At 61.1% G+C, this 22958-nt stretch carries 21 protein-coding genes; 2 read left to right on the top strand and 19 right to left on the bottom strand.

The window, feature by feature from the left end:
• Positions 1-192 precede the first annotated feature (192 nt).
• On the top strand, positions 193-462 hold the full coding sequence (locus tag QZ497_RS01340) for a hypothetical protein (RefSeq protein WP_295470403.1): 270 nt from the start codon (positions 193-195) through the stop codon (positions 460-462).
• Between the two features lie 111 nt (positions 463-573).
• Here QZ497_RS01340 and brnQ read toward each other — a convergent pair whose 3' ends face one another.
• The 10 genes from brnQ to sdhC form a co-directional block, all read right to left on the bottom strand.
• Positions 574-1887, bottom strand: coding sequence for a branched-chain amino acid transport system II carrier protein (gene brnQ / locus QZ497_RS01335; RefSeq protein ID WP_295470401.1), 1314 nt, complete (start codon positions 1885-1887; stop codon positions 574-576).
• Positions 1888-2314: 427 nt separating this feature from the next.
• Positions 2315-3199, bottom strand: a complete 885-nt coding sequence (gene sucD, locus QZ497_RS01330; RefSeq protein ID WP_295470399.1) for a succinate--CoA ligase subunit alpha — start codon at positions 3197-3199, stop codon at positions 2315-2317.
• Positions 3199-4365: an ADP-forming succinate--CoA ligase subunit beta gene (gene sucC / locus QZ497_RS01325; protein ID WP_295470396.1), complete on the bottom strand. Its 1167-nt coding sequence runs from the start codon at positions 4363-4365 to the stop codon at positions 3199-3201. The genes sucD and sucC overlap by 1 nt, the downstream gene beginning before the upstream one ends.
• 193 nt (positions 4366-4558) lie before the next feature.
• Positions 4559-5995, bottom strand: a complete 1437-nt coding sequence (gene lpdA, locus QZ497_RS01320) for a dihydrolipoyl dehydrogenase (protein WP_295470395.1) — start codon at positions 5993-5995, stop codon at positions 4559-4561.
• A 174-nt stretch (positions 5996-6169) separates the two neighbouring features.
• A complete protein-coding gene (odhB, locus tag QZ497_RS01315; RefSeq protein ID WP_295470392.1) occupies positions 6170-7393 on the bottom strand; it encodes a 2-oxoglutarate dehydrogenase complex dihydrolipoyllysine-residue succinyltransferase in 1224 nt (407 codons plus the stop codon).
• A gap of 41 nt (positions 7394-7434) precedes the next feature.
• On the bottom strand, positions 7435-10266 hold the full coding sequence (locus QZ497_RS01310) for a 2-oxoglutarate dehydrogenase E1 component (protein ID WP_295470390.1): 2832 nt from the start codon (positions 10264-10266) through the stop codon (positions 7435-7437).
• A gap of 257 nt (positions 10267-10523) precedes the next feature.
• The gene (locus QZ497_RS01305) at positions 10524-11228 is read right to left on the bottom strand and encodes a succinate dehydrogenase iron-sulfur subunit (RefSeq protein ID WP_295470387.1); all 705 of its coding nucleotides are present in this window, start codon (positions 11226-11228) and stop codon (positions 10524-10526) included.
• Positions 11229-11239: 11 nt separating this feature from the next.
• Entirely contained in the window at positions 11240-13012 is a 1773-nt protein-coding gene (gene sdhA, locus QZ497_RS01300) for a succinate dehydrogenase flavoprotein subunit (RefSeq protein ID WP_295470385.1), read from the bottom strand.
• Between the two features lie 3 nt (positions 13013-13015).
• Complete coding sequence (gene sdhD, locus QZ497_RS01295) at positions 13016-13384, bottom strand: succinate dehydrogenase, hydrophobic membrane anchor protein (RefSeq protein WP_295470383.1); 369 nt, start codon at positions 13382-13384, stop codon at positions 13016-13018.
• Positions 13378-13752 carry a succinate dehydrogenase, cytochrome b556 subunit gene (sdhC, locus tag QZ497_RS01290; RefSeq protein ID WP_056840038.1) on the bottom strand — a complete coding sequence of 125 codons (375 nt, stop codon included), beginning with the start codon at positions 13750-13752 and terminating at the stop codon, positions 13378-13380. Before sdhC ends, sdhD begins: the two co-directional genes overlap by 7 nt.
• Before the next feature lie 364 nt (positions 13753-14116).
• On the opposite strand from sdhC, the gene gltA reads away from it, so the two are divergent.
• On the top strand, positions 14117-15406 hold the full coding sequence (gene gltA, locus QZ497_RS01285; RefSeq protein ID WP_295470377.1) for a citrate synthase: 1290 nt from the start codon (positions 14117-14119) through the stop codon (positions 15404-15406).
• A gap of 95 nt (positions 15407-15501) precedes the next feature.
• On the opposite strand, the gene QZ497_RS01280 is transcribed toward gltA, so the two are convergent.
• The 9 genes from QZ497_RS01280 to QZ497_RS01240 all read right to left on the bottom strand — a co-directional run bounded on the left by QZ497_RS01280 (position 15502) and on the right by QZ497_RS01240 (position 22887).
• A complete protein-coding gene (locus QZ497_RS01280) occupies positions 15502-16113 on the bottom strand; it encodes an START domain-containing protein (RefSeq protein ID WP_295470375.1) in 612 nt (203 codons plus the stop codon).
• Between the two features lie 44 nt (positions 16114-16157).
• Positions 16158-16412, bottom strand: coding sequence for a YkgJ family cysteine cluster protein (locus QZ497_RS01275; protein WP_295470373.1), 255 nt, complete (start codon positions 16410-16412; stop codon positions 16158-16160).
• Between the two features lie 115 nt (positions 16413-16527).
• Positions 16528-17241 carry a translation initiation factor 2 gene (locus QZ497_RS01270; protein ID WP_295470371.1) on the bottom strand — a complete coding sequence of 238 codons (714 nt, stop codon included), beginning with the start codon at positions 17239-17241 and terminating at the stop codon, positions 16528-16530.
• A 94-nt stretch (positions 17242-17335) separates the two neighbouring features.
• Positions 17336-18775 (bottom strand): PLP-dependent aminotransferase family protein, encoded by a 1440-nt coding sequence (locus QZ497_RS01265; protein ID WP_295470369.1) that lies wholly within the window; start codon positions 18773-18775, stop codon positions 17336-17338.
• Between the two features lie 231 nt (positions 18776-19006).
• A complete protein-coding gene (locus tag QZ497_RS01260; protein ID WP_295470366.1) occupies positions 19007-19840 on the bottom strand; it encodes an OmpA family protein in 834 nt (277 codons plus the stop codon).
• Positions 19837-20193 (bottom strand): DUF4398 domain-containing protein, encoded by a 357-nt coding sequence (locus QZ497_RS01255; protein ID WP_295470364.1) that lies wholly within the window; start codon positions 20191-20193, stop codon positions 19837-19839. Before QZ497_RS01255 ends, QZ497_RS01260 begins: the two co-directional genes overlap by 4 nt.
• 10 nt (positions 20194-20203) lie before the next feature.
• A complete protein-coding gene (locus QZ497_RS01250; RefSeq protein ID WP_295470361.1) occupies positions 20204-21022 on the bottom strand; it encodes a transporter substrate-binding domain-containing protein in 819 nt (272 codons plus the stop codon).
• A 185-nt stretch (positions 21023-21207) separates the two neighbouring features.
• A complete protein-coding gene (locus QZ497_RS01245; protein ID WP_295470358.1) occupies positions 21208-22137 on the bottom strand; it encodes an FAD-binding protein in 930 nt (309 codons plus the stop codon).
• Positions 22138-22887, bottom strand: coding sequence for an electron transfer flavoprotein subunit beta/FixA family protein (locus QZ497_RS01240; protein ID WP_295470356.1), 750 nt, complete (start codon positions 22885-22887; stop codon positions 22138-22140).
• Between the last annotated feature and the right edge of the window lie 71 nt (positions 22888-22958).

Here is a 22958-nt window from a genome sequence, read left to right as displayed (position 1 = left end):
GAACCGCCGCTTGAAGCTGCCGCGCGTCAATCAGTGCATTGTGTTGCAACTTTGCAACAACACGAAGCAAGTTTCACAGCCGCCTGAAAGTTCCCCATTCATATCACTTTAATATTCTGACGAATCGCTGGAACTTACGATGAAGTGTCAGGCTCTTAGGCACGTTAGGTATTCAATAAGGAGAAACACCCCATGCGTAAATCTTTTGCCTATGCCTTGATGCTTGCTGCTGCCGTCGGCCTGACCGCCTGCGACAAGAAATCCGAGAACACCCAGCAAGAGGCCAATAAAGCGGCCCAGCAGTCCCAGGAGTCCATGGAGAAGGCCCAGGAAAAAGTGAACGACGCGGCCAAGGAAAGCCAGGAAGCGGCGCAGAAGAATGCAGAAGCCGCCCAACAACGCGCCCAGGAAAACGCCAGCCAGGCACCGGCCACTACGCCGGAAACCGCGCCGAAGCAATAAGTTCCCCGATATAAATAATAAGGCCCGCTTAGTGCGGGCCTTATTATTTTCAAACGCAGCTCGATGTTTATATGGCTTAACGCCATTCATTGTTTCCGACCGCTGTACTGCTTAGGCCAGCGACTCGCGCGGCGCGCCCAGCCAGCGATCCACGGCCACCATGAAGGCGAGCGTGATAACCGAAGGCACCAGCCAGGCCAGACCTTGCGCACTCAGCGGCAGGTTCGCCAGCGCCTGCGGCAGATACTCGGTCAGGCCTGCCGTCTTGATGGCATCCACTGCACCGAACAACAGCGACACCAGCATCACCGGCGCAACGACACGGCTTGGGTGGCGCCACAGGCCATGGCAGAAGCTCAGGGCGACCAGCACGATGCAAGGCGGGTAGATGCCGGTCAGCACGGGTACCGACACTTCGATCAGGCGGGTCAGGCCGAGGTTGGAAACCAGCAGCGAGAACCCGGCCAAGCCTATCACCAGCGTACGATACGAAAGTGGCAGCAGGCGGCTGAAATACTCGGCGCAGGCACAGGTCAGACCGACGGCTGTCACCAGACAGGCCAGGGCGATCAGCGCGGCCAGGAAGCCACTGCCCAGCGTGCCGAAACTGTATTGCACATAGGCATGCAGCACCGCCGCACCGTTACTGGCACCTGCGGCAATCGCGTGGCTGCCCGACCCCAGACGGAACAGGCTGATGTACACCAGCGCAAGCCCTACTCCGGCGATCACGCCGGCGATCACGGCATAACGGGTAATCAGCTTTGGCGACTCCACGCCCCGCGAACGGATGGCGTTGACGATCACGATGCCGAACACCAGCGCACCCAGGGTATCCATGGTCAGATAGCCTTCGGTGAAACCCTTGGAAAATGCTCCATTGCTGTAGGCCGGCAGCGCCGCACCAATATCACCGGCGGGCATCACGAAGGCCGCCACGCCCAGCACGCCCAGGGCAATGATCTTCAACGGGCCCAGGAAACGACCAACGGTGTCCAGCAGGCGGCCGGGATACAACGACACCACCAGCACGATCAGGAAGTACACGAGGCTGTAGAGAAACAGCGCCAGGGGCGTATCACCGGTCAGCGGGGCGACGCCCACTTCAAAGGACACCGTGGCGGTGCGCGGGGTGGCGAAGAACGGCCCCACGGCCAGGTAACAGACGGTGGCGAGGATCAGGCCAGCGACGCGGCCGATTGGAGTGCTGAGGCTGTCCATGGCGCCACCGACACGCGCCAGGGCGATGACGGTCAGGACCGGAAGGCCCACGGCGGTGACCAGGAAACCCAAGGCCGCGGCCCACACGTTAGGACCGGCCTGCAGGCCGACGATGGGCGGAAAAATAATGTTACCAGCCCCTACGAACAGGGCGAACGTCATGAAGCCCAGTGCCAGGATGTCCCGGCCTTTCAATACTTTCATCTAGGAAAACCACACTGCCGGATCAGGAACGATAAAGAAGACTCCCGCGTGGCCGGATAGGGACAGGGGAAATTTGCCGCTCTCGTGAAGCAGGCGTGCAGCGCCTCGGGTCCTTGTGGGAGCCGGGCCGCACCGCGAAGCGTGCAAGGCTATCGAAATAACGCACAAAACGCACTAGTAAAGGGCGCAATACCGATGATCTGCACGGTTTCAAGGCTTTCAATGACGCATGAACGACAGTATTTGCCGGCTGCATGCACGATATGCTCGCAAAGCCAATGATGGGAGCAGCGGCTCGGCCGCGAAGAAACCCGAACGTCAGCGAGAATGCGTCGCTGCCCTCGCGGCTGAAGCCCTTGTAGAGGGTCAGACGTGCAGAAAAGACAAAGGCCACCCGAAGGTGGCCTTTGTACGAAGCAAGTATGACTTACTTCTTCATTTCCCAACCGGTCAGCTCGGCCAGAGCCTTGCCGATGTCAGCCAGGGAACGAACGGTCTTCACGCCAGCGTCTTGCAGAGCGGCGAATTTCTCGTCCGCAGTGCCTTTGCCGCCAGAGATGATCGCGCCTGCGTGGCCCATGCGCTTGCCCGGAGGAGCAGTCACACCAGCGATGTAGGAAACCACTGGCTTGGTCACGTTGGCCTTGATGTAGGCAGCAGCTTCTTCTTCAGCGGAACCGCCGATCTCACCGATCATGACGATCGCTTCGGTCTTCGGGTCTTCCTGGAACAGCTTCAGGATGTCGATGAAGTTGGAGCCTGGAATCGGGTCACCACCGATACCGACGCAGGTGGACTGACCGAAACCGGCGTCAGTGGTCTGCTTGACGGCTTCGTAGGTCAGGGTGCCGGAACGCGAAACGATACCGACCTTGCCTGGCAGGTGGATGTGACCTGGCATGATGCCGATCTTGCACTCGCCTGGAGTGATGACACCCGGGCAGTTAGGGCCGATCAGGCGTACGCCCAGCTCGTCGCACTTGACCTTGGCATCCAGCATGTCCAGGGTAGGAATGCCTTCGGTGATGCACACGATCAGCTTGATGCCGGCGAATGCGGCTTCCAGGATCGAGTCCTTGCAGAAAGGAGCCGGAACGTAGATCACCGAAGCATCGGCGCCGGTGGCTTCAACGGCTTCCTTGACAGTGTTGAACACTGGCAGGCCCAGGTGAGTGGTGCCGCCTTTGCCCGGAGTCACGCCGCCAACCATCTGGGTGCCGTAGGCGATGGCTTGTTCGGAGTGGAAGGTACCTTGCGAGCCGGTGAAGCCCTGGCAGATAACCTTGGTGTCTTTATTGATCAGAACGCTCATTACTTGCCCTCCGCAGCTTTGACAACTTGTTGAGCAGCATCGGTCAGGCTGGTAGCTGCGATGATGTTCAAGCCACTTTCTGCCAGTACTTTAGCGCCCAGTTCAGCGTTGTTGCCTTCGAGGCGAACAACGACCGGGATTTTCACGCCGACTTCTTTCACGGCGCCGATGATGCCTTCGGCAATCATGTCGCAGCGAACGATGCCGCCGAAGATGTTGACCAGCACTGCCGCCACGTTGCTGTCGGACAGGATGATCTTGAAGGCTTCGGTTACGCGCTCTTTGGTCGCGCCGCCGCCTACGTCAAGGAAGTTGGCTGGCTTGCCGCCGTGCAGGTTGACGATGTCCATGGTACCCATGGCCAGACCGGCACCGTTGACCATGCAGCCGATGTTGCCTTCCAGGGCCACGTAGTTCAGTTCGAACTTGGCAGCGTGAGCTTCGCGAGGGTCGTCCTGCGAAGGATCGTGGAAAGCCTTCAGCTTGGGCTGACGGTAGACAGCGTTGCTGTCGATGTTGATCTTGGCATCCAGGCAGTGCAGGTTGCCGTCGGCCTTGATCACCAGCGGGTTGATTTCCAGCAGGGCCAGGTCGTAGTCCTGGAACAGCTTGGCCAGGCCAACGAAGATGTTGGTGAACTGCTTGATCTGGTCGCCTTGCAGGCCCAGTTGGAAAGCCAGCTCGCGGCCCTGGTAAGGCTGAGCGCCAACCAGCGGGTCAACGGTGGCCTTGAGAATCTTCTCAGGAGTGTCGTGAGCGATCTTCTCGATGTCCACGCCGCCTTCGGTGGAGGCCATGAACACGATACGACGGCTGGAACGGTCTACTACAGCGCCCAGGTAAAGTTCCTTGGCGATGTCGGTGCAGGATTCGACCAGGATCTTGGTCACTGGCTGACCATTGGCGTCGGTCTGGTAGGTCACCAGACGCTTGCCCAGCCACTGCTGAGCGAAAGCAGCTGCGTCTTCCTTGCTGCGAACCAGCTTGACGCCGCCCGCTTTACCGCGGCCACCAGCGTGAACCTGAGCTTTTACGACCCACTCGTTGCCGCCGATCTTGTCGCAAGCTTCTGCGGCTGCTTCCGGGGTGTCTACTGCAAAGCCCTTGGATACTGGCAGGCCGTACTCAGCGAACAGCTGCTTACCCTGATACTCGTGAAGATTCATGCTTATTACCGTCTTTGTTTAGGCATTGCGCATTCGGTGCTGCACATCGGGTGTGCCGCACCACCTGTGACCGCTACTCCGGGTCGACTGCGGGAAATTCCGCAGCCGCCTGAGAGGTCGAGTCCGACGGGCTTTCCGCGGTGAGCCCTGGGAACAGGACTCACGACGGGCACCCCGCCGAGGTTTCCGTGTCTTAGCGCTTCTTGCGGTTCTGGATGTGGATGGCGCCGCCATTCACTGCCAGTGCCGCTTCGTGCATCGCTTCGGACAGAGTCGGGTGGGAGAAGACCATCATGCCCAGGTCTTCGGCGCTGGAGCCGAATTCCATGGCGATCGCACCCTGTTGAACCAGTTCTGCAGCGCTCGGGCCGATCACGTGTACACCCAGTACGCGGTCGGTCTTGGCGTCGGCGATGATCTTGACGAAACCGCCGGTGTCGTTGGCAGCCAGGGCACGGCCGCTGGCAGCGAACGGGAAGGTCCCGACGTTGACTTCGACGCCTTCACCCTTGAGGGTCTGCTCGGTCTTGCCGACCCACGCGATTTCCGGGTGGGTGTAGATAACCGACGGGATCAGGTTGTAGTTCATCTGGGCCTTGTGGCCCTTGATGCGCTCGACGACCATGATGCCCTCTTCCGAGGCCTTGTGGGCCAGCATCAGACCACGTACGACGTCACCGATGGCGTAGACGCCTGGAACGCTGGTAGCGCAGTAGTCGTCGACGTAGATGTAGCCACGCTCGTCCAGGGTCACGCCACTGTCGGCGGCCAGCAGGTCGGTGGTGACTGGGCGACGGCCGACGGCCACGATCAGGCGGTCGAAGGTGATCTTCTGCTCGCCGTTGGCATCGGTGTAGGTCACTTCGACTTCTTCGCCGTTGACCTGGGAACCGGTCACGCGAGCGCCCAGCTTGATGTCCAGACCCTGGTTGGTGAAGGTCTTCAGCGCTTCCTTGGCCACGGCTTCGTCAGCGGCTGGCAGGAACTTGTCCAGCGCTTCCAGGACGGTGACCTGAGCACCCAGGCGAGCCCATACCGAGCCCAGCTCCAGACCGATCACGCCAGCACCGATCACGCCCAGGCGCTTAGGAACCTGTTGGAATTCCAGCGCGCCGGTGGAGTCGACGATGACCTTCTGGTCGACCGGAGCCGGCGGAATGTCGATCGGACGGGAACCGGAAGCCAGGATAACGTGTTCGGCTTCGATGACTTCGACAGTGCCGTCGACCTTGGTCAGCTCGACCTTCTTGCCGGCCAGCAGCTTGCCGTGACCTTGCAGGGAGGTGACGCCATTGGCCTTGAACAGGCTGGCGACGCCGCCGGTCAGACCCTTGACGATGGTTGCCTTGCGGCCAACCATGGTCGGAACGTCGATGGAGACGTCACCGGTGCTGATACCGTGGACGTTGAAGCTCTTCTTGGCTTCGTAGTATTTCCAGGAGCTGTCCAGCAGAGCCTTGGAAGGAATGCAACCGACGTTCAGGCAGGTACCGCCCAGCGCCAGCTTGCCGTCCTTGTCCTGGTACTTCTCGATGCACGCGGTCTTGAAACCGAGTTGTGCGGCCTTGATGGCCGCCACATAGCCGCCTGGGCCCGCGCCGATCACTACGACGTCGAATTTCTGAGACATATAAAAGGATTCCTTTTTTAGCTTCGAGCTATCAGCTGCAAGCTGCAAGCTGAGCTGCGGAAAACCGCAGGCCAGCATTACAACACGATAATGACATTTGGGTTACAGCCTCAAGCGCAGTGTCTTGCCGCATTCAACTGCGGCTCGCCGACTGCTGCCTGAGGCGGCCCTACATCAGATATCCAGCAGCAGGCGAGCCGGATCTTCCAGCAGGTTCTTGATGGTCACCAGGAACGTCACCGCTTCCTTGCCATCGATCAGACGGTGGTCATAGGACAGCGCCAGGTACATCATCGGGCGAATCACGACCTGGCCGTTGACGGCCATCGGGCGCTGCAGAATGTTGTGCATGCCCAGGATAGCGGCCTGTGGCGGGTTGACGATCGGGGTCGACATCATCGAGCCGAAGGTACCGCCATTGGTGATGGTGAAGGTGCCGCCAGTCATTTCGTCGATGGACAGCTTGCCGTCGCGAGCCTTCTTGCCGAAGGTGGCGATGCCGCCTTCGATTTCGGCCAGGCTCATGTGCTCGGCATTACGCAGTACCGGTACCACCAGGCCACGGTCGCTGGAAACGGCTACGCCGATGTCCGCATAGCCGTGGTAGACGATGTCGTTGCCGTCGATGGAAGCGTTGACAGCCGGGAAGCGCTTCAGGGCTTCGGTAGCGGCCTTGACGAAGAACGACATGAAGCCCAGGCGTACGCCGTTGTGGGACTTCTCGAACTGGTCCTTGTACTTGGCACGCAGCGCCATGATCTCGGTCATGTCGACTTCGTTGAAGGTGGTCAACATGGCCATGTTCGACTGGGCTTCAACCAGGCGACGGGCCACGGTGGCACGCACGCGGGTCATCGGCACACGCTTCTCGGTGCGGTCGCCAGCGGCAACCACAGGCGCGGCAGCGGCGGCAGCCGGCTGGGCAGCCGGTGCAGCGGCGCCGGACTTCTTGGCTTCAACGGCAGCGACAACGTCTTCCTTGGTGATACGACCGTCTTTGCCGGTGCCTTTCACGTTGGCCAGGTTGATGCCGTTTTCTTCGGCCAGCTTGCGCGCGGCAGGCGCGGCAATGGCGTCTTCATCGGCAGCAGCGGCAGGTGCAGCGGCGGCAGGTGCAGCAGCAGGAGCCGCGGCGGCAGCAGGCGCGGCAGCAGCGGTGGCGCCCGCGTCCAGGGTCGCGATCACTTCGTTGGACAGGACGATGTCGCCCTCGCCTTTCACGATCGACGCCAGCACGCCGTCGGCTTCGGCCAGCACTTCCAGGACGACCTTGTCGGTCTCGATATCGACCAGCAGTTCGTCACGCTTGACCGCTTCGCCCGGCTGCTTGTGCCACTTGGAAATCGTGCCATCGGCAACGGATTCCGGGAAAGAAGGGGCTTTGATCTCGATAGCCATTATCTGTAATTCCTTAATTCGATTACTAATGCGCGAAGGCGTTAAACAGTGAAGGCATCTTGCAGCAGTTTTTCCTGCTGCTCGGCGTGCATCGAAGCGTAGCCACAAGCTGGCGCGGCGGAGGCGTCACGACCGGCATACTCGAGCACGAGGTTGCGGTTGTGGTTGCCCATGCTGCGACGCAGATGGTGCTGGCTGCTGTACCAGGCGCCCTGGTTCATCGGTTCTTCCTGGCACCAGACCACATGCTTGAGGTTGGTATAAGGCGCGATGGCCTCCATCAGGTCGTCCTCGGGGAACGGATACAGCTGTTCGATACGCACGATGGCGATGTCTTCGCGGCCTTCGGCACGGCGCTTCTCGAGCAGGTCGTAGTAGACCTTGCCGCTGCACAGTACCAGGCGCTCTACCTTGGCCGGATCGAGGCTGTCGATTTCCGGGATCACGGTCTGGAAGGAGCCTTCGGCCAGGTCTTCCAGGGTCGAGATCGCCAGCTTGTGACGCAGCAGCGACTTCGGCGACAGGACCACCAGCGGCTTGCGCAGCGGACGGATGACCTGACGACGCAGCAGGTGGTAGATCTGAGCCGGGGTGGTCGGCACGCAGACCTGGATGTTGTGCTCGGCGCACAGCTGCAGGTAACGCTCCAGACGCGCAGAGGAGTGCTCCGGACCCTGGCCTTCGTAGCCGTGCGGCAGCAGCATGGTCAAGCCGCACAAGCGACCCCACTTGTGCTCGCCACTGGTGATGAACTGGTCGATCACGACCTGGGCACCGTTGGCGAAGTCGCCGAACTGGGCTTCCCAGATAACCAGCGCGTTCGGCTGGGTGGTCGAATAGCCATATTCGAACGCCAGCACGGCCTCTTCGGACAGGAAGGAGTCGTACAGTTCGAAGCTCGGCTGGTTCGGCGCCAGATTTTTCAGCGGCACGTAGGCGCTGGCATCTTTCTGGTTGTGCAGTACCGCATGGCGGTGCGAGAACGTACCGCGACCCACGTCCTGGCCGGTGATGCGCACGGGGTGACCTTCGTGCAGCAACGTGGCGTAGGCCATGGTTTCGGCGTAGCCCCAGTTGATCGGCAAGCCACCGGCCTGCATCTTCTGGCGGTCTTCGTAGATCTTCTGCACCTGGCGCTGAACGACCAGACCTTCAGGCAGCTCCAGCAGCTTGGCGGACAGCTCCTGCAAGGTCTTGAGGTCGAAGCGGGTGTCGTGACGCGCGGTCCAGACGTGACCCAGGTAGGGACGCCAGTCGACGAACAGATCGCGGTTCGGCTCCTTGACCAGGCTCTTGACCACGTGCTGGCCGTTGTCCAGCGCGGTACGGTATTCGTCGACCTTGGCCTGTACACCTGCCTCGTCGAAGGCACCGGACTTGACCAGTTGCTCGGCGTACAGCTCACGGGTCGTGCGCTGCTTGCTGATCTGCTGGTACATCAGCGGCTGGGTGCCGCTTGGCTCGTCGGCCTCGTTGTGGCCGCGACGACGGTAGCAGACCAGGTCGATGACGATGTCACGCTTGAACTGCATGCGGTAGTCGATCGCCAGCTGGGTGACGAACACCACGGCTTCAGGATCGTCGCCATTCACGTGCAGGATCGGCGCCTGGATCATCTTGGCAACGTCGGTGGCGTACTCGGTGGAGCGCGAGTCCAGCGGGTTGCTGATGGTGAAGCCGACCTGGTTGTTGATGACGATGTGCACGGTACCGCCGGTCTTGAAACCGCGGGTCTGCGACATCTGGAAGGTTTCCAGGACCACGCCCTGCCCCGCGAACGCGGCATCACCGTGGATGGAAATGGGCAGGACCTTCTCGCCGGTCGAATCGTTGCGGCGATCCTGACGGGCACGAACGGAACCTTCGACCACCGGAGAGACGATCTCCAGGTGCGAGGGGTTGAACGCCATGGCCAGGTGGACTTCGCCGCCTGCGGTCATGACGTTGGACGAGAAGCCCTGGTGATACTTGACGTCACCGGAACCCAGCTCGACCATCTTCTTGCCTTCGAACTCGTCGAACAGCTCGCGCGGGTTCTTGCCGAAGGTGTTGACCAGCACGTTCAGACGGCCACGGTGGGCCATGCCGATCACGACTTCCTTCACGCCATAGGAACCGGAGCGCTGGATGAGTTCGTCCAGCATCGGGATGAGGCTCTCGCCGCCTTCCAGACCGAAACGCTTGGTGCCCGGGTACTTGGTGCCCAGGTACTTTTCCAGGCCTTCGGCGGCGGTAACGCGCTCAAGCAGGTGACCCTGGTTCTCGGCAGAGAACACCGGACGGCCACGGACGCTTTCCAGACGCTGCATGAACCAGTTGCGCTGCTCGGAATCCACGATGTGGGCGAACTCGGCGCCGATGGTGCGACAATATGTCTGCTGCAACGCCTCGAGGATTTCGCGTAGGCTCGCCTCCTCCTTGCCGATGAACAGGTCGCCGGCACGGAACACGGTATCCAGGTCCGCATTGGTCAGGCCGTAATGGTTGATCGACAGATCAGCCGGCACGGGACGTTGCCACAACCCCAGCGGGTCGAGCTGGGCCGCTTGATGGCCACGTACACGGTAAGCCTGGATCAACCGCAACACTTCAACCTGCTTCTTCTCGTGCTCGCTGCTCACACTGCCGGCGGACACCGGTTGAGCACGGCGCTGGTTCTTGGCCAGCAGCACGAAATGATCGCGGATCGTCGAGTGCGATACATCTGTGGCGGCGCTGCCATCGATCGGCAACGTCTGGAAAAAGGTGCGCCACTCTTCTGGCACAGCGTTAGGGTCGTGCAGGTAGAGCTCATAAAGCTCTTCCACATAGGCAGCGTTACCACCGGAAAGGTGGGCGCTGTTCCACATGCGCTGCATCACGCTTTCTTGCATGCTTGGTCACCCTCGGTAAGGGGACACCACCGGCGAAGACACAGAGCAATCTTGAGACGGTCGTGTGCAGCGACCGCAACAAGCCACTAAGGATCACGCAGATAGTCCGGGCACCAGCCCGGATGCCCCTGCTGGTCTCATTTCTTCAAAAGTTAGAGCGATAGCCCACGGGCCACACCCTGGTTAAGACTGCGGCGCCGACAAGCGCCTGCGCCGCAGAGATTACAGTTACAGCGGTGCTACGGTACAGCGGTGTATCAGACGCCACTACCCAGCAGCATGTTGCGCACGTGACCGATGGCCTTGGTAGGGTTCAGGCCTTTCGGACAGACGTTGACGCAGTTCATGATGCCGCGGCAGCGGAATACGCTGAACGGATCGTCCAGGGACGCCAGACGCTCGGCGGTGCGAGTGTCACGACTGTCGGCCAGGAAGCGATAAGCCTGCAGCAGAGCAGCTGGGCCCAGGAACTTGTCTGGGTTCCACCAGAAGGATGGGCAGGAGGTCGAGCAGCAAGCGCACAGGATGCACTCGTACAGACCATCGAGCTTCTCGCGATCTTCCGGGGTCTGCAGACGCTCGATGGCCGGAGCCGGCGTGTCGTTCTGCAGGAAAGGCTTAACCTTCTCGTACTGCTTGTAGAAGATGCTCATATCGACGACCAGGTCACGAATAACCGGCAGGCCTGGCAGCGGACGCAGGACCAGCTTGTTGTTCTTGACCACGGCAGACAGCGGCGTGATACACGCCAGGCCGTTCTTGCCGTTGATGTTCATGCCGTCGGAACCACACACGCCTTCGCGGCAGGAGCGACGATACGAGAAACCTTCATCCTGTTCTTTGATCAGTGCCAATACATCCAGCACCATCAGATCCTTACCGCCGGTATCGACCTGGAAGACCTGGGTCGATGGCGCCGAGTCGGTATCTGGGTTGTAGCGATAAACTTCGACTTGCAACATAGCGGCCACCCTTAGTAAGTACGGACTTTAGGCTCGAACGCCGGTACGGTCTTCGGCGCAAAGTTGACTGAGCGCTTGGCAACCCGCTTCTCGCCCGGGAAGTACAGGGTATGGCACAGCCAGTTTTCGTCATCACGATCTTCGAAGTCTTCACGCGCATGTGCACCGCGGGACTCCTTGCGGGCCTCGGCAGCGACGGCGGTGGCTTCGGCGACTTCCAGCAGGTTCTGCAGCTCCAGCGCTTCGATACGCGCGGTGTTGAAGGCCTGGGACTTGTCGTTGATCTTGACGTTGGCGATACGCTCACGCAGACCAGCCAGTTGCTCGATACCCTTGAGCATGTACTCGCCGGTACGGAACACACCAAAGTAGTTCTGCATGCAGTTCTGCAGCTCGCGACGCAGGGTTGCCACGTCTTCACCGGTGGTGCGCTCGTTCAGAGCGTTCAGGCGGCCCAGCGCGACGTCGATGTCGGTGTCGCTGGCATCGCGGTATTCGACGCCTTCGGACAGCGCCTTCTCCAGGTGCAGGCCGGCAGCACGGCCGAAGACCACCAGGTCGAGCAGCGAGTTGCCGCCCAGACGGTTGGCGCCGTGAACCGATACGCAGGCCACTTCACCGACCGCGAACAGACCGTGGATGACCTGGTCGACGCCGTTGGCGTCCTGGGTGATGGCCTGGCCATGAATGTTGGTGGCGATACCACCCATCATGTAGTGGCAGGTCGGCACGACCGGAACCGGGGCCAGCACTGGGTCGACGTGAGCGAAGGTCTTGGACAGCTCGCAGATGCCTGGCAGACGTGCATGCAGCACTTCCTCACCCAGGTGGTCGAGCTTGAGCATCACGTGGTCGCCATTCGGGCCACAGCCGTTGCCGGCGATGATTTCCTTGACCATGGAACGGGCCACGACGTCACGACCGGCAAGGTCCTTGGCGTTGGGCGCGTAACGCTCCATGAAACGCTCGCCGTGCTTGTTGATCAGATAACCACCCTCACCACGGCAGCCTTCGGTGACCAGTACACCTGCGCCGGCGATACCGGTCGGGTGGAACTGCCACATCTCGATGTCCTGGACCGGTACGCCAGCACGCAGAGCCATGCCCACACCGTCGCCGGTGTTGATCAGGGCGTTGGTGGTCGAGGCGTAGATACGACCCGCGCCGCCGGTGGCCAGTACGGTAGCCTTGGAGCGGATGTACATGGTCTCGCCGGTTTCGATGCAGATGGCGATGATGCCGACGAAGGCGCCATCCTGGTTCTTCACCAGATCCACTGCATAGTACTCGTTGAGGAACACGGTACCGGCCTTCAGGTTGGCCTGGTACAGGGTGTGCAGCAGGGCGTGACCGGTACGGTCGGCCGCCGCGCAGGTACGTGCCGCCTGGCCGCCCTTGCCGAAGTCCTTGGACTGACCACCGAACGGACGCTGATAGATACGACCGGTCTCGGTACGCGAGAACGGCAGACCCATGTGGTCCAGCTCGAAGACCGCTTCCGGCCCAACCTGGCACATGTATTCGATTGCGTCCTGGTCACCGATGTAGTCCGACCCCTTGACGGTGTCGTACATGTGCCAGCGCCAGTCGTCGTTCGGGTCGGCAGAAGCGATGGCACAGGTGATGCCACCCTGGGCCGATACGGTGTGGGAACGGGTCGGGAACACCTTGGTGACCACGGCAGTCTTGTGACCGCCCTGAGCCAGCTGCAGGGCCGCGCGCATGCCCGCGCCGCCGCCACCGACGATGATGGCGTCGAAAGAAAGAGTTTTAGTGCTAGCCATTGATCAGATACCCCAAAGAATCTGCACGCCCCAGACGAAGTAAGCGAACATCGCAACGCCGCAAACGGTCTGGAAGAGGAAACGAATCGCAGTCGCCGACTTGCCCAGCGCCATCGGCGTCAGGTAGTCGGTGGAAATGGTCCACATGCCGACCCAGGCGTGGGCGCCCAGGGCAACCATGGCCAGCAGACTGAAGATACGCATCCAGTTGCTCGAGAACAGCGCATGCCATTCGGCGAAGCCGATGCCGGGGTGAGTGACGAGGTAGCCAATCAGGAAGATGAAATAAGCCGCGAGCACGACCGCAGAGACGCGCTGCGCCATCCAGTCATACAGGCCGGAGCGAGAAAGGTTAGTGACGTTGGTTACCATATCCAGACTCCCGCCAGCACGATCAGTACCACAGAAACGACGATTACGATTTTGGAGCCCAGCTTGCCGCCTTCCAGCGTCTCGCCGACTCCTGCGTCCATGATCAGGTGGCGCACGCCAGCCACCAGGTGATACAGAAGGGCAGACAGCAAGCCCCAGATGACAAGCTTCGCCAGCGGGCTGGTCAGACACGCTTTCACCTCACCGAAGCCTTCCTCGGACGCCAGGGATTTGTCCAATGCATAAAGCATGATGGCAATACCGACGAAGAGAATGACACCGGAGATACGGTGAAGAATGGACGTGTAAGCAGTGACTGGGAGCTTGATTGTCCTTAGGTCTAGATTTACAGGTCGTTGGCTTTTCACGGCTTTTTTTCACACTGAAGAGCCCCTAAACAACAGGGCAAGTTGTTGGGAAGTGCACTGGTCAGGTACCCACTACCCACGAAGTGACGACTGCCTGAAACTGGCTGGAAAGCCCGTGGCGGTCGGACGCCGAGTATAGACAGTTAGGCCACTAATGACAACGCGCAGACCAACCGCCAAAGGTGCATTGCGGCAGTTGGATAAAAGGCGTAAAGGAGTAGGAATAATACGAAAATTCTTATTGCCGGAGCCGCTTTGGAACACGACTTTAGGCAAATTGACTTTAGAATTTATCTCACTATAGTGATGCGGGCCCTGCGTGGGGGGCCTGTCTGATGATTCGAGGCATAAAACAGGAGGCCATATGGCTGACAAAAAAGCGCAGTTGATCATCGAGGGCACAGCCCCCGTCGAGCTGCCCATTCTGACCGGAAGCGTTGGTCCAGACGTGATCGATGTCCGCGGTCTTACCGCCACCGGCCGCTTCACGTTCGACCCCGGCTTCATGTCGACCGCCTCTTGCGAGTCGAAGATCACTTACATCGATGGCGACCAGGGTATCCTGCTGCACCGTGGCTATCCCATCGAGCAACTGGCCAGCCAGTCCGACTACCTGGAAACCTGCTACCTGCTGCTCAACGGCGAACTGCCGACCGCCGAGCAGAAGGCCCAGTTCGTCGCCGTGGTGAAAAATCACACCATGGTCCACGAACAGCTCAAGACCTTCTTCAACGGCTTCCGCCGTGACGCCCACCCGATGGCCGTGATGTGCGGCGTGGTCGGCGCCCTGTCGGCGTTCTACCACGACTCGCTGGACATCAATAACCCGCAGCACCGCGAAATCTCCGCGATCCGCCTGGTCGCCAAGATGCCGACCCTGGCCGCGATGGTCTACAAGTACTCCATGGGCCAACCCATGATGTACCCGCGCAACGACCTGAGCTACGCGGAAAACTTCCTGCACATGATGTTCAACACCCCGTGCGAGATCAAACCGATCAGCCCGGTACTGGCCAAGGCGATGGATCGCATCTTCATCCTGCACGCCGACCACGAACAGAACGCCTCCACCTCCACCGTGCGCATGGCCGGCTCCTCGGGCGCCAACCCGTTCGCCTGCATCGCTGCCGGCATCGCCGCCCTTTGGGGTCCCGCCCACGGCGGTGCCAACGAAGCAGTACTGACCATGCTGGACGAGATCGGCGACGTATCGAACATCGACAAGTTCATCGCCAAGGCCAAGGACAAGAACGATCCGTTCAAGCTCATGGGCTTCGGTCATCGCGTCTACAAGAACCGCGACCCGCGCGCCACCGTGATGAAGCAGACCTGCGACGAAGTTCTCAAGGAACTGGGCATCAACAACGATCCTCAGCTGGAACTGGCCATGCGCCTGGAAGAGATCGCCCTGACCGATCCTTACTTCATCGAGCGCTCACTGTACCCGAACGTCGATTTCTACTCGGGGATCATCCTCAAGGCCATCGGCATTCCGACCAGCATGTTCACCGTGATCTTCGCCCTCGCCCGCACCGTCGGCTGGATCTCGCACTGGAAGGAAATGCTCTCCGGCCCGTACAAGATCGGCCGTCCGCGTCAGCTGTACACCGGCGAAACCCAGCGCGACCTGGTCGCTCTGCAAGACCGCAAGTAAGCGACACGCGAACGACAAAGGGCTGCCATCGGCAGCCCTTTGTGTTTCAGCCAAGGCTTATTCGAAAGCCCTGGCGCCCAGCAACGCAGCTTGGATCAGGGCTTGGCCGCTGCCCGCTCCTTCAGCGCCTTTAGCGTGTTGAACGGCGCATCGACCACGAACTTGTTGCTCAACCAAGACGGCACACTGCCACCCGGATCGGTGTGCACCTGATAGGTCACTTCGGTGCGGTTCGGCCCCTTCGGGGTCAGCTGCCAGAAGCCCTCGACCTCGGCCACCCGTACATAGCCCTTCTCTTCTGGAACATAGGTAGGCTTCTCTACCAACGTACGCCGCAGGCTTCCGTCGGCTTCCTGGCGGGTCGTGACCTCCAGCACCGAGTCACGCGGCGTCACCGGCCACGGCGTCTTGAAGCGGGTGTAGGTCCAGGCCTTGTCGCCTTCATGCTTGAGCAGCTTCTGCGACTCGCATTCGTGGATCCAGGCACAGGCTCCGACCACATCTTCCTGCAAAGCACGCAAACGCTCGACGCTGGCATCGATCACGGTGACGCCGCGGTAGGCCTTGTATTTCGAGCCCGCCACATCACTGAGCCAGACCTTGATGCCCTGCTCATCCTTGGCCAGCTGCCAGTCCTCGGCATAGGCGCCGCTGCTGACCAGTACAGTGACCCCACATACAGCAATCAGGCGGTACAGCGACTTCATTGCCCTACTCCTCTTCTCATGAAAGCGCCCAAGCCGGATGGCGCTCAGGCAGCAGTAGCCTTCTCCCACCAGCCAATCAGGCGAATCGCATCAGCCTGATCGACACCACAGATATCCTGCGCCGCAACGAACTGGCCGCACACCTCGGGACGCTCCGGCCGACCGAACAGGCCACAGAGCAGATCGAACGTCAGGTGCAGACAGCGCACACCTGCCGGCTTGCCGTCAGGCATGCCAGGAATGGGAGAAGTGATCGAAGGTGCTATACAGCACGCACCGCAACCGGAACGGCAGTCCATGACGCGTTATACCTTAAGGACATGAGAAAAAGAGTAGCGATAATAGCCGCCGCCACAAACGTTTGAAAACGCCATAGCAGACGGCAAAACGGGCGCCAGGCCGGCGCAGCGTGTGTTATTGCTTGAACTTGAAGTCCAGCGCTGCACCCTCGACGTCGCGACGGCTTTCGTTACGCATCTGCAGCTGCATTTCATTGCTCAGCAGACGACCGTTGAGTTCGAAATTGCTCGCGTCGCGTTCGGCAGACTTGTCGGAGAACATCGGCGGCAGCAGCGGCTTGCGCTTGCCCGTAATGACATTGGCCGGAGGCTCCAGCTCACGCACCAGGTCCGGTGGCAGGCTCAGGTCGAGCTTGGCCTTGCCGACGCGCACATCCTTGACGGGGGTCTTGTCCTGCTTGCCCTTCTGCGCCTTGGCATCGCCCTTGGCAGCCACCTTGGCGGAAGTCTTGGGCGAGGCCTTGTCAGCGCCCTGCCGGGTTGCGGCGATCTTGCCAGCAGGCTTCAGCGCTTCCGCTTGGCCGTGTGGTTGCAGCGGCTTGGCAGCAACACCGAAATCTTCCTTGTGCAGTTTCACCGGCACCACCGGAACACTGGGCGCCAGCTCATGCACAGACGGCGCAGGCTTTTGCGAGGCCCCACCGGTCACTGCCTGGGCGACCGGCTGCTCGACCGTGGAAGGCGGAATGACTCGCGCTGGCGGCGCAGCGGACACCGACGCCTGAGACTTCGCCGTATCGACTGCCGATTTGGGCGCAGGCGCTTCCCGACCATCACAGGCAGCCAACGCAACGACGACCAACAAGCCGAGACAGCGAAACACAGTCATAAGCGAACAGAAAAATAGGCAGAAAGCCACATGCTGGCCTGTTAAGAAGCCAATGACAAGCCAGCATCCCGATATCGGACGAAAAACCCAGGCATCAGACGCCAGCCGCCTCCTGACAGAGCTGCCGGGCGAGCATCCCCAGGGTCATCAGGGCCCGCTCCGCTTCACGATTCCACGGCATTCCGCAGTTGATGCGGATGCAATGGTTGAATTGCTCGGTATTACTGAAGATCAGCCCTGGCGCGATGCTGATGCCCTGCTCCAGCGCCCGCACGTGCAGTTCCTGAGTATTGACCCGCCCCGGCAGGCTCACCCACAGAATGAAGCCCCCCACGGGCCGGCTCATCTGCGTCCCTTCAGGAAAATACTGCTGCACGGCGAGCTGGTAGGCACTCAGATTCTTGCGGTACTCGACGCGAATGTGCCGCAGGTGGCGATCATAGCCGCCGTTCTCCAGATAAGCCGCCACCCCCATCTGCGTCACACTGCAGGCCGAATGGGTACTGAAGGTCTGTAGGCGCTGGATTTCGGCGTGGTATTTGCCACCCGGCACCATCCAGCCGATACGCACACCCGGTGACAGGGTCTTGGAAAAGCTCGAGCAGTAGATGACCCGGTCCTGGCGATCAAAAGCCTTGAGCGCCTTGGTGCGGCCGATCTCGAACATCAGCTCGCCGTAGATATCGTCTTCGATGATCTGGATGTCGAAATCCGTCGCCAGGCGCAACAGGCTTTTCTGCCGCTCCTCCGGCATGGTCGCCCCCAGCGGGTTGCTCATGCGCGCAGTCAGCACCAGCGCCTTGATCGACCACTGGTTGGCGGCCAGCTGCAGGGCTTCCAGGCTGATCCCGGTGACCGGATCGCTGGGAATCTCGATGACCTTGAGCCCCAGCAGATCCGCCAGCTGCAGCAACCCGTAATAGGCCGGCGACTCGGCGGCGATCAGATCGCCCGGCGCGGTGACCACCCGCAAGGCCATCTGCAGAGCATCCACGCAACCGTGAGTGATGATCACCTCCGAAGGGTCGACCAGCGCTCCGGCATCGCGCATGCGAATGGCCACCTGACGGCGCAACGGCTCGTAGCCGGGGCTGAACATGTAGCTGAAGGCACGCGGACTATGAAAACGGGTGACCTTGGCCAGTTGCTGGTGCAAGGCACGCACAGGCAGATAGTCGACATGCGGCACCGCGGCGCCAAGGGCGAATACCCCTTCGCGCCGCGACTCGACCAGGACCTGCTGGATGATACTGCTCCGGGTGACCAGGCTGGGACGCTCTACCCTGGCGATTTCCGGGGTAGGCGCGGTCAGCGCCGGAGTCTGATGCACGTAGTAACCAGACTGCGGGCGAGCACGAATGAGCCCTTGGTCCTCGAGGTTGGCGTAAGCCTGCAAGACCGTGGCATGACTGACGTTGAGCTGCAGGCTCATCTTGCGCACCGAAGGCACACGCTCGCCAGGCTGGTAGACACCGCGGCGGATGTCTTCGGCGAGTTGGCGAGCGATACGTTGGTACAACAGCAGATTGGTCATGACACGGCCTCGCACCCACTGACTTGTTCTTGTGAAGGAACAACCGTAACAGTTGAAAAGTGTACGGGGACAGTTTCCCCAGTTGCCGGACATTGTGCACGCTGCCAGCAGGATTTGGCAGCCACAGACGCCAAAAACCACGCCCCCCCCCCCGCCAAAAAAGCCGGGCAAAAAGAAGCCCGAAGCCATTCATGGCCTCGGGCTGCGGAATACTACGAACGCGGCACTAACTCACTCGGCTCGCCGAGCCCCTTCGTCAACCTCACGAGGCACCCCAAGACGCCCTTTGTCGTCCGAAAAGACGATCTCGACGCGGCGATTCCGTGCACGCCCGCGCTCGGTGGCATTCACGTCCACCGGGAAGCGCTCGCCATACCCCCGGACCTGAATGCGCTTTTCATCCACGCCCAGATCAGCCAGCAGATCAGCGACGGCCTGGGCGCGATCCTGGGAAAGCTTGAGGTTGCTCTGCCGGTCACCGGTGTTATCGGTATAGCCTTCGACACGCACCACCCGGCGCGGATTGAGCTGCAGGTATTGGACGATCTTCAACATGGTGCGATTCGCCGAGCCCTTGAGCTGCGCATCGCCCTGATCGAACAACACGTCGCCCAAGGTCATCACCAGCCCACGATCACTCTGGGTCGTCGCCAGCTGGATCTGGTCCTCGACCCATTTGCCCTGCTGCTGAACCACCGCCAGCTTGGCCTCGCGCAACGCCAGCTGCAGGCGTTGGCGCTCGAGATCCATCGTGGCCATCTGTTCTTGCGACAAGGTCAGATTGCTGTGCTCACGAGCAATCTCGCTGTAGCGGCTGCTCAGGTAGGCATAGTGCGAAACGTCGCTACCACTGCCGAGGTAGCTGGACAGGCGCTCGGCCCGCGCCAGCGATTCACCCGCACGAATAACGTCCTTGGGGGCGCTGCGCAACACATCCGGATCTTCCTTGACCTTCTGGAAATCACTGGCCGCCTGCTGTAAGGCCTGCCCACTGCCCTGCTGAGCGGCGCAGCCAGCCAAGCTCAGCAGCGCGATACCGCCCAAGAGGCGATAGATACCGTTCATTGGGCCTCCTTGAGCTGCTTGCGCAGACGATCCAGGCGCGTTTCAAGCAGGGCACGCTGCTCTTCACTCTTGAGCGTCAGCGTGCGCGCTTCGGCCAATCGAGCATCCAGCTCCGCCTGTTCGGCCTGCATGCGCGCCTGCTTGTAGGACTGCCGAAGCATGTCGGCCCGTGCCTGGGCGAAGCGCTCCTGCGCCTGCTGCATCTCCGGCTGCTCCTGGGCGTCGGCACCGACGGCCTTGGCCTGGGCGATGGCTTGCTCGGTCAGCTTCATCTGTTCGATAGGCGCGGGGTCATTGGCGCACCCGGCCAGCATGATGGCCGCGACTCCGGCGACCAGAAAGCGAGTACTCACAAAAACATTCCTACTGATTGGCGGCGGGCTGTTGCAACTGGCTCTTCCAGACGTCCAGATTACGCTTGACGGCTTCATCGGCCCGGCCCGAGGCGGCTGATTCTGTCATCTTTTTCGCCAGCTGTCCGCGCAACAGCGGATCGTTGCATACCGAATTGGTTGAGAACGCCAGATGAAAAGCCGGTCGATCAACCACCAGTGGCATGGCTTTCACCTCGGCGGACAGCCCCAGGGTCTGCGCCATGACCATCGCCGAGTAACGCCCGGCCAGGACGTAGTCCACTTCTCCCAGCATCAGTTTCTGCAAAGCCTGGGTCAGGCTGGAAACCGACTGCAACTGCAAGCGAGGCGCCGTCTGCGCGTCGAAGCCGGGCGTGAAACGTGTACGCTGCGAGCGGGCACCGGTGCGGGCCGCCAACTCCTCCAGCGTGGTGACATCGGGCTCCACTGCGCTGCGGGTCCAGACCACGATTTCGTTATGGCTCACCGGCGGCTCGATGAAATCGAAGGCCTGCGCATTGGCACCGCCCGAGGCCGCGTCGGCCAGCAAATCCATCCGCCCACTGCGGACCTCTTCGAGCGCCTGGCTGCGCTTGCCGGCGTAGAGAAATTCGACTCTGACACCCAACTCCTGAACGGCCTGCTTGAGCAAGTCAGCATTGGCGCCCATCAAGTGCCTGGGGTCCTGCGGATCGCGCCACAGGTAAGGCGGGGCATCCGGGCTGCCGCTCACGATCAGGCGTTCACAGCGATCGGCCAACGCGACTTGAGCAGCCCCCAGGCAGACCACCGCCAACAGAACAGCGCCGAGGTTTAGGGATGCGCGCATGCATGATCCTTCTTGAATGAAAAAACCCGTTCGACCGCTCGCGACCTGGAAGCTCGCAATCGGTGAAACGGGTTTTTCTGTCAGCGTGACTTCAGCCGCGAAACAGCCTCACATTCAACAGGAATACCGTCAGTGTGTCGGACTTTTCGCGGCTGGAGCCGCTCCACCAAGGCCTGACCGATCGGTCAGACCGCCTTCTCCAGCTCGGGAACGGCCTCGAACAGGTCCGCCACCAGGCCGTAGTCGGCCACCTGGAAGATCGGCGCCTCTTCGTCCTTGTTGATCGCCACGATCACCTTGGAGTCCTTCATGCCCGCCAGGTGCTGGATCGCGCCAGAGATACCGACGGCGATGTACAGCTGCGGAGCGACGATCTTGCCGGTCTGGCCGACCTGCATGTCGTTGGGCACGAAGCCGGCGTCCACGGCGGCGCGCGAAGCACCTACGGCGGCGCCCAGCTTGTCGGCCAGCGCGTAGAGGTGCTTGAAGTTGTCACCGTTGCCCATGCCACGGCCACCGGAGACCACCACGCGGGCTTCGGTCAGCTCGGGACGGTCAGAGGTGGCCAGTTCTTCACCGACGAAGCTGGACTTGCCAGCATCGTGTACGGCGCCGACCGCTTCGACAGCGGCCGAACCGCCTTCGGCGGCAACCGGATCGAAACCGGTGGCACGTACGGTGATGACCTTGATGGATGCCGACGACTGAACGGTCGCGATGGCGTTACCGGCATAGATCGGGCGTTTGAAGGTATCAGCCGACTCGACAGCGACGATTTCGGAGATCTGGTCGACATCCAGCTGCGCAGCGACGCGCGGCAGGATGTTCTTGCCATTGGAAGTGGCAACGGCCAGCACGTGGCTGTAGCCCTTGGCCAGTTCAGCCACCAGCGGCGCGACGTTTTCCGGCAGTTGATGAGCGTAGGCAGCGTTGTCGGCAGCCAGTACCTTGCTGACGCCGGCGATCTTCGCGGCGGCCTCGGCCACGGCCGAGACACCTGCACCAGCGACCAGCACATGAATGTCGCCGCCAATCTTCTGGGCAGCCGCAACGGCGTTCAGCGTGGCGGGAACCAGAGCACCCTTGTCGTGCTCAGCGATAACCAAAATAGTCATTCAGATTACCTTCGCTTCGTTCTTCAGTTTTTCGACCAGTTCGGCCACCGACTTGACCTTGATACCCGCACTGCGCACCGCAGGGGCTTCGACCTTGACGGTCTTGTTGGTCGAACCGGTGGAAACGCCCAGACCTTCGGGGGTCAGGGTTTCCAATGGCTTCTTCTTGGCCTTCATGATGTTCGGCAAGGAGGCGTAGCGCGGCTCGTTGAGGCGCAGGTCGGTGGTGACGATCGCCGGCAGGCTCAGCGAGACGGTCTGCAGGCCGCCGTCGATTTCACGGGTAACCGCGACCTTGTCGCCGCTGACCTCGACCATGGAGGCGAAGGTGCCCTGTGGGTAGCCACTCAGCGCAGCCAGCATCTGGCCGGTCTGGTTGTTGTCGCTGTCGATGGCCTGTTTACCGAGGATCACCAGTTGTGGCTGCTCCTTGTCGACAACGGCCTTGAGCAGCTTGGCGATGGCCAGGGACGTGAGTTCCTCTGCGGACTCGACCAGCACGGCGCGGTCAGCGCCCAGTGCCAGGGCGGTGCGCAGTTGTTCCTGAGCGGCGGATGGACCGACACTGACCACGACGATCTCGCTGGCCACGCCCTTCTCTTTCAGACGCACGGCCTCTTCCACGGCAATTTCGCAGAAGGGGTTCATGGACATCTTGACGTTGGCCAGGTCGACGCCGGAGTTGTCCGCCTTGACGCGAACCTTGACGTTGTAGTCGACCACTCTTTTGACAGCTACAAGAACCTTCATGGATTCCTCGTTACTCTCCGGTGAATAGAAGTCGCCCGGCCGTGGCCCGGCGATGGAATGCGTCCTCAGCA

The sequence above is a fragment of the uncultured Pseudomonas sp. genome (assembly GCF_913777995.1).
Classification (GTDB): Bacteria; Pseudomonadota; Gammaproteobacteria; order Pseudomonadales; family Pseudomonadaceae; genus Aquipseudomonas.
The sequence above is the reverse complement of the archived record's forward strand: the minus strand, read 5'-3'. Positions and strand labels throughout refer to the sequence as shown.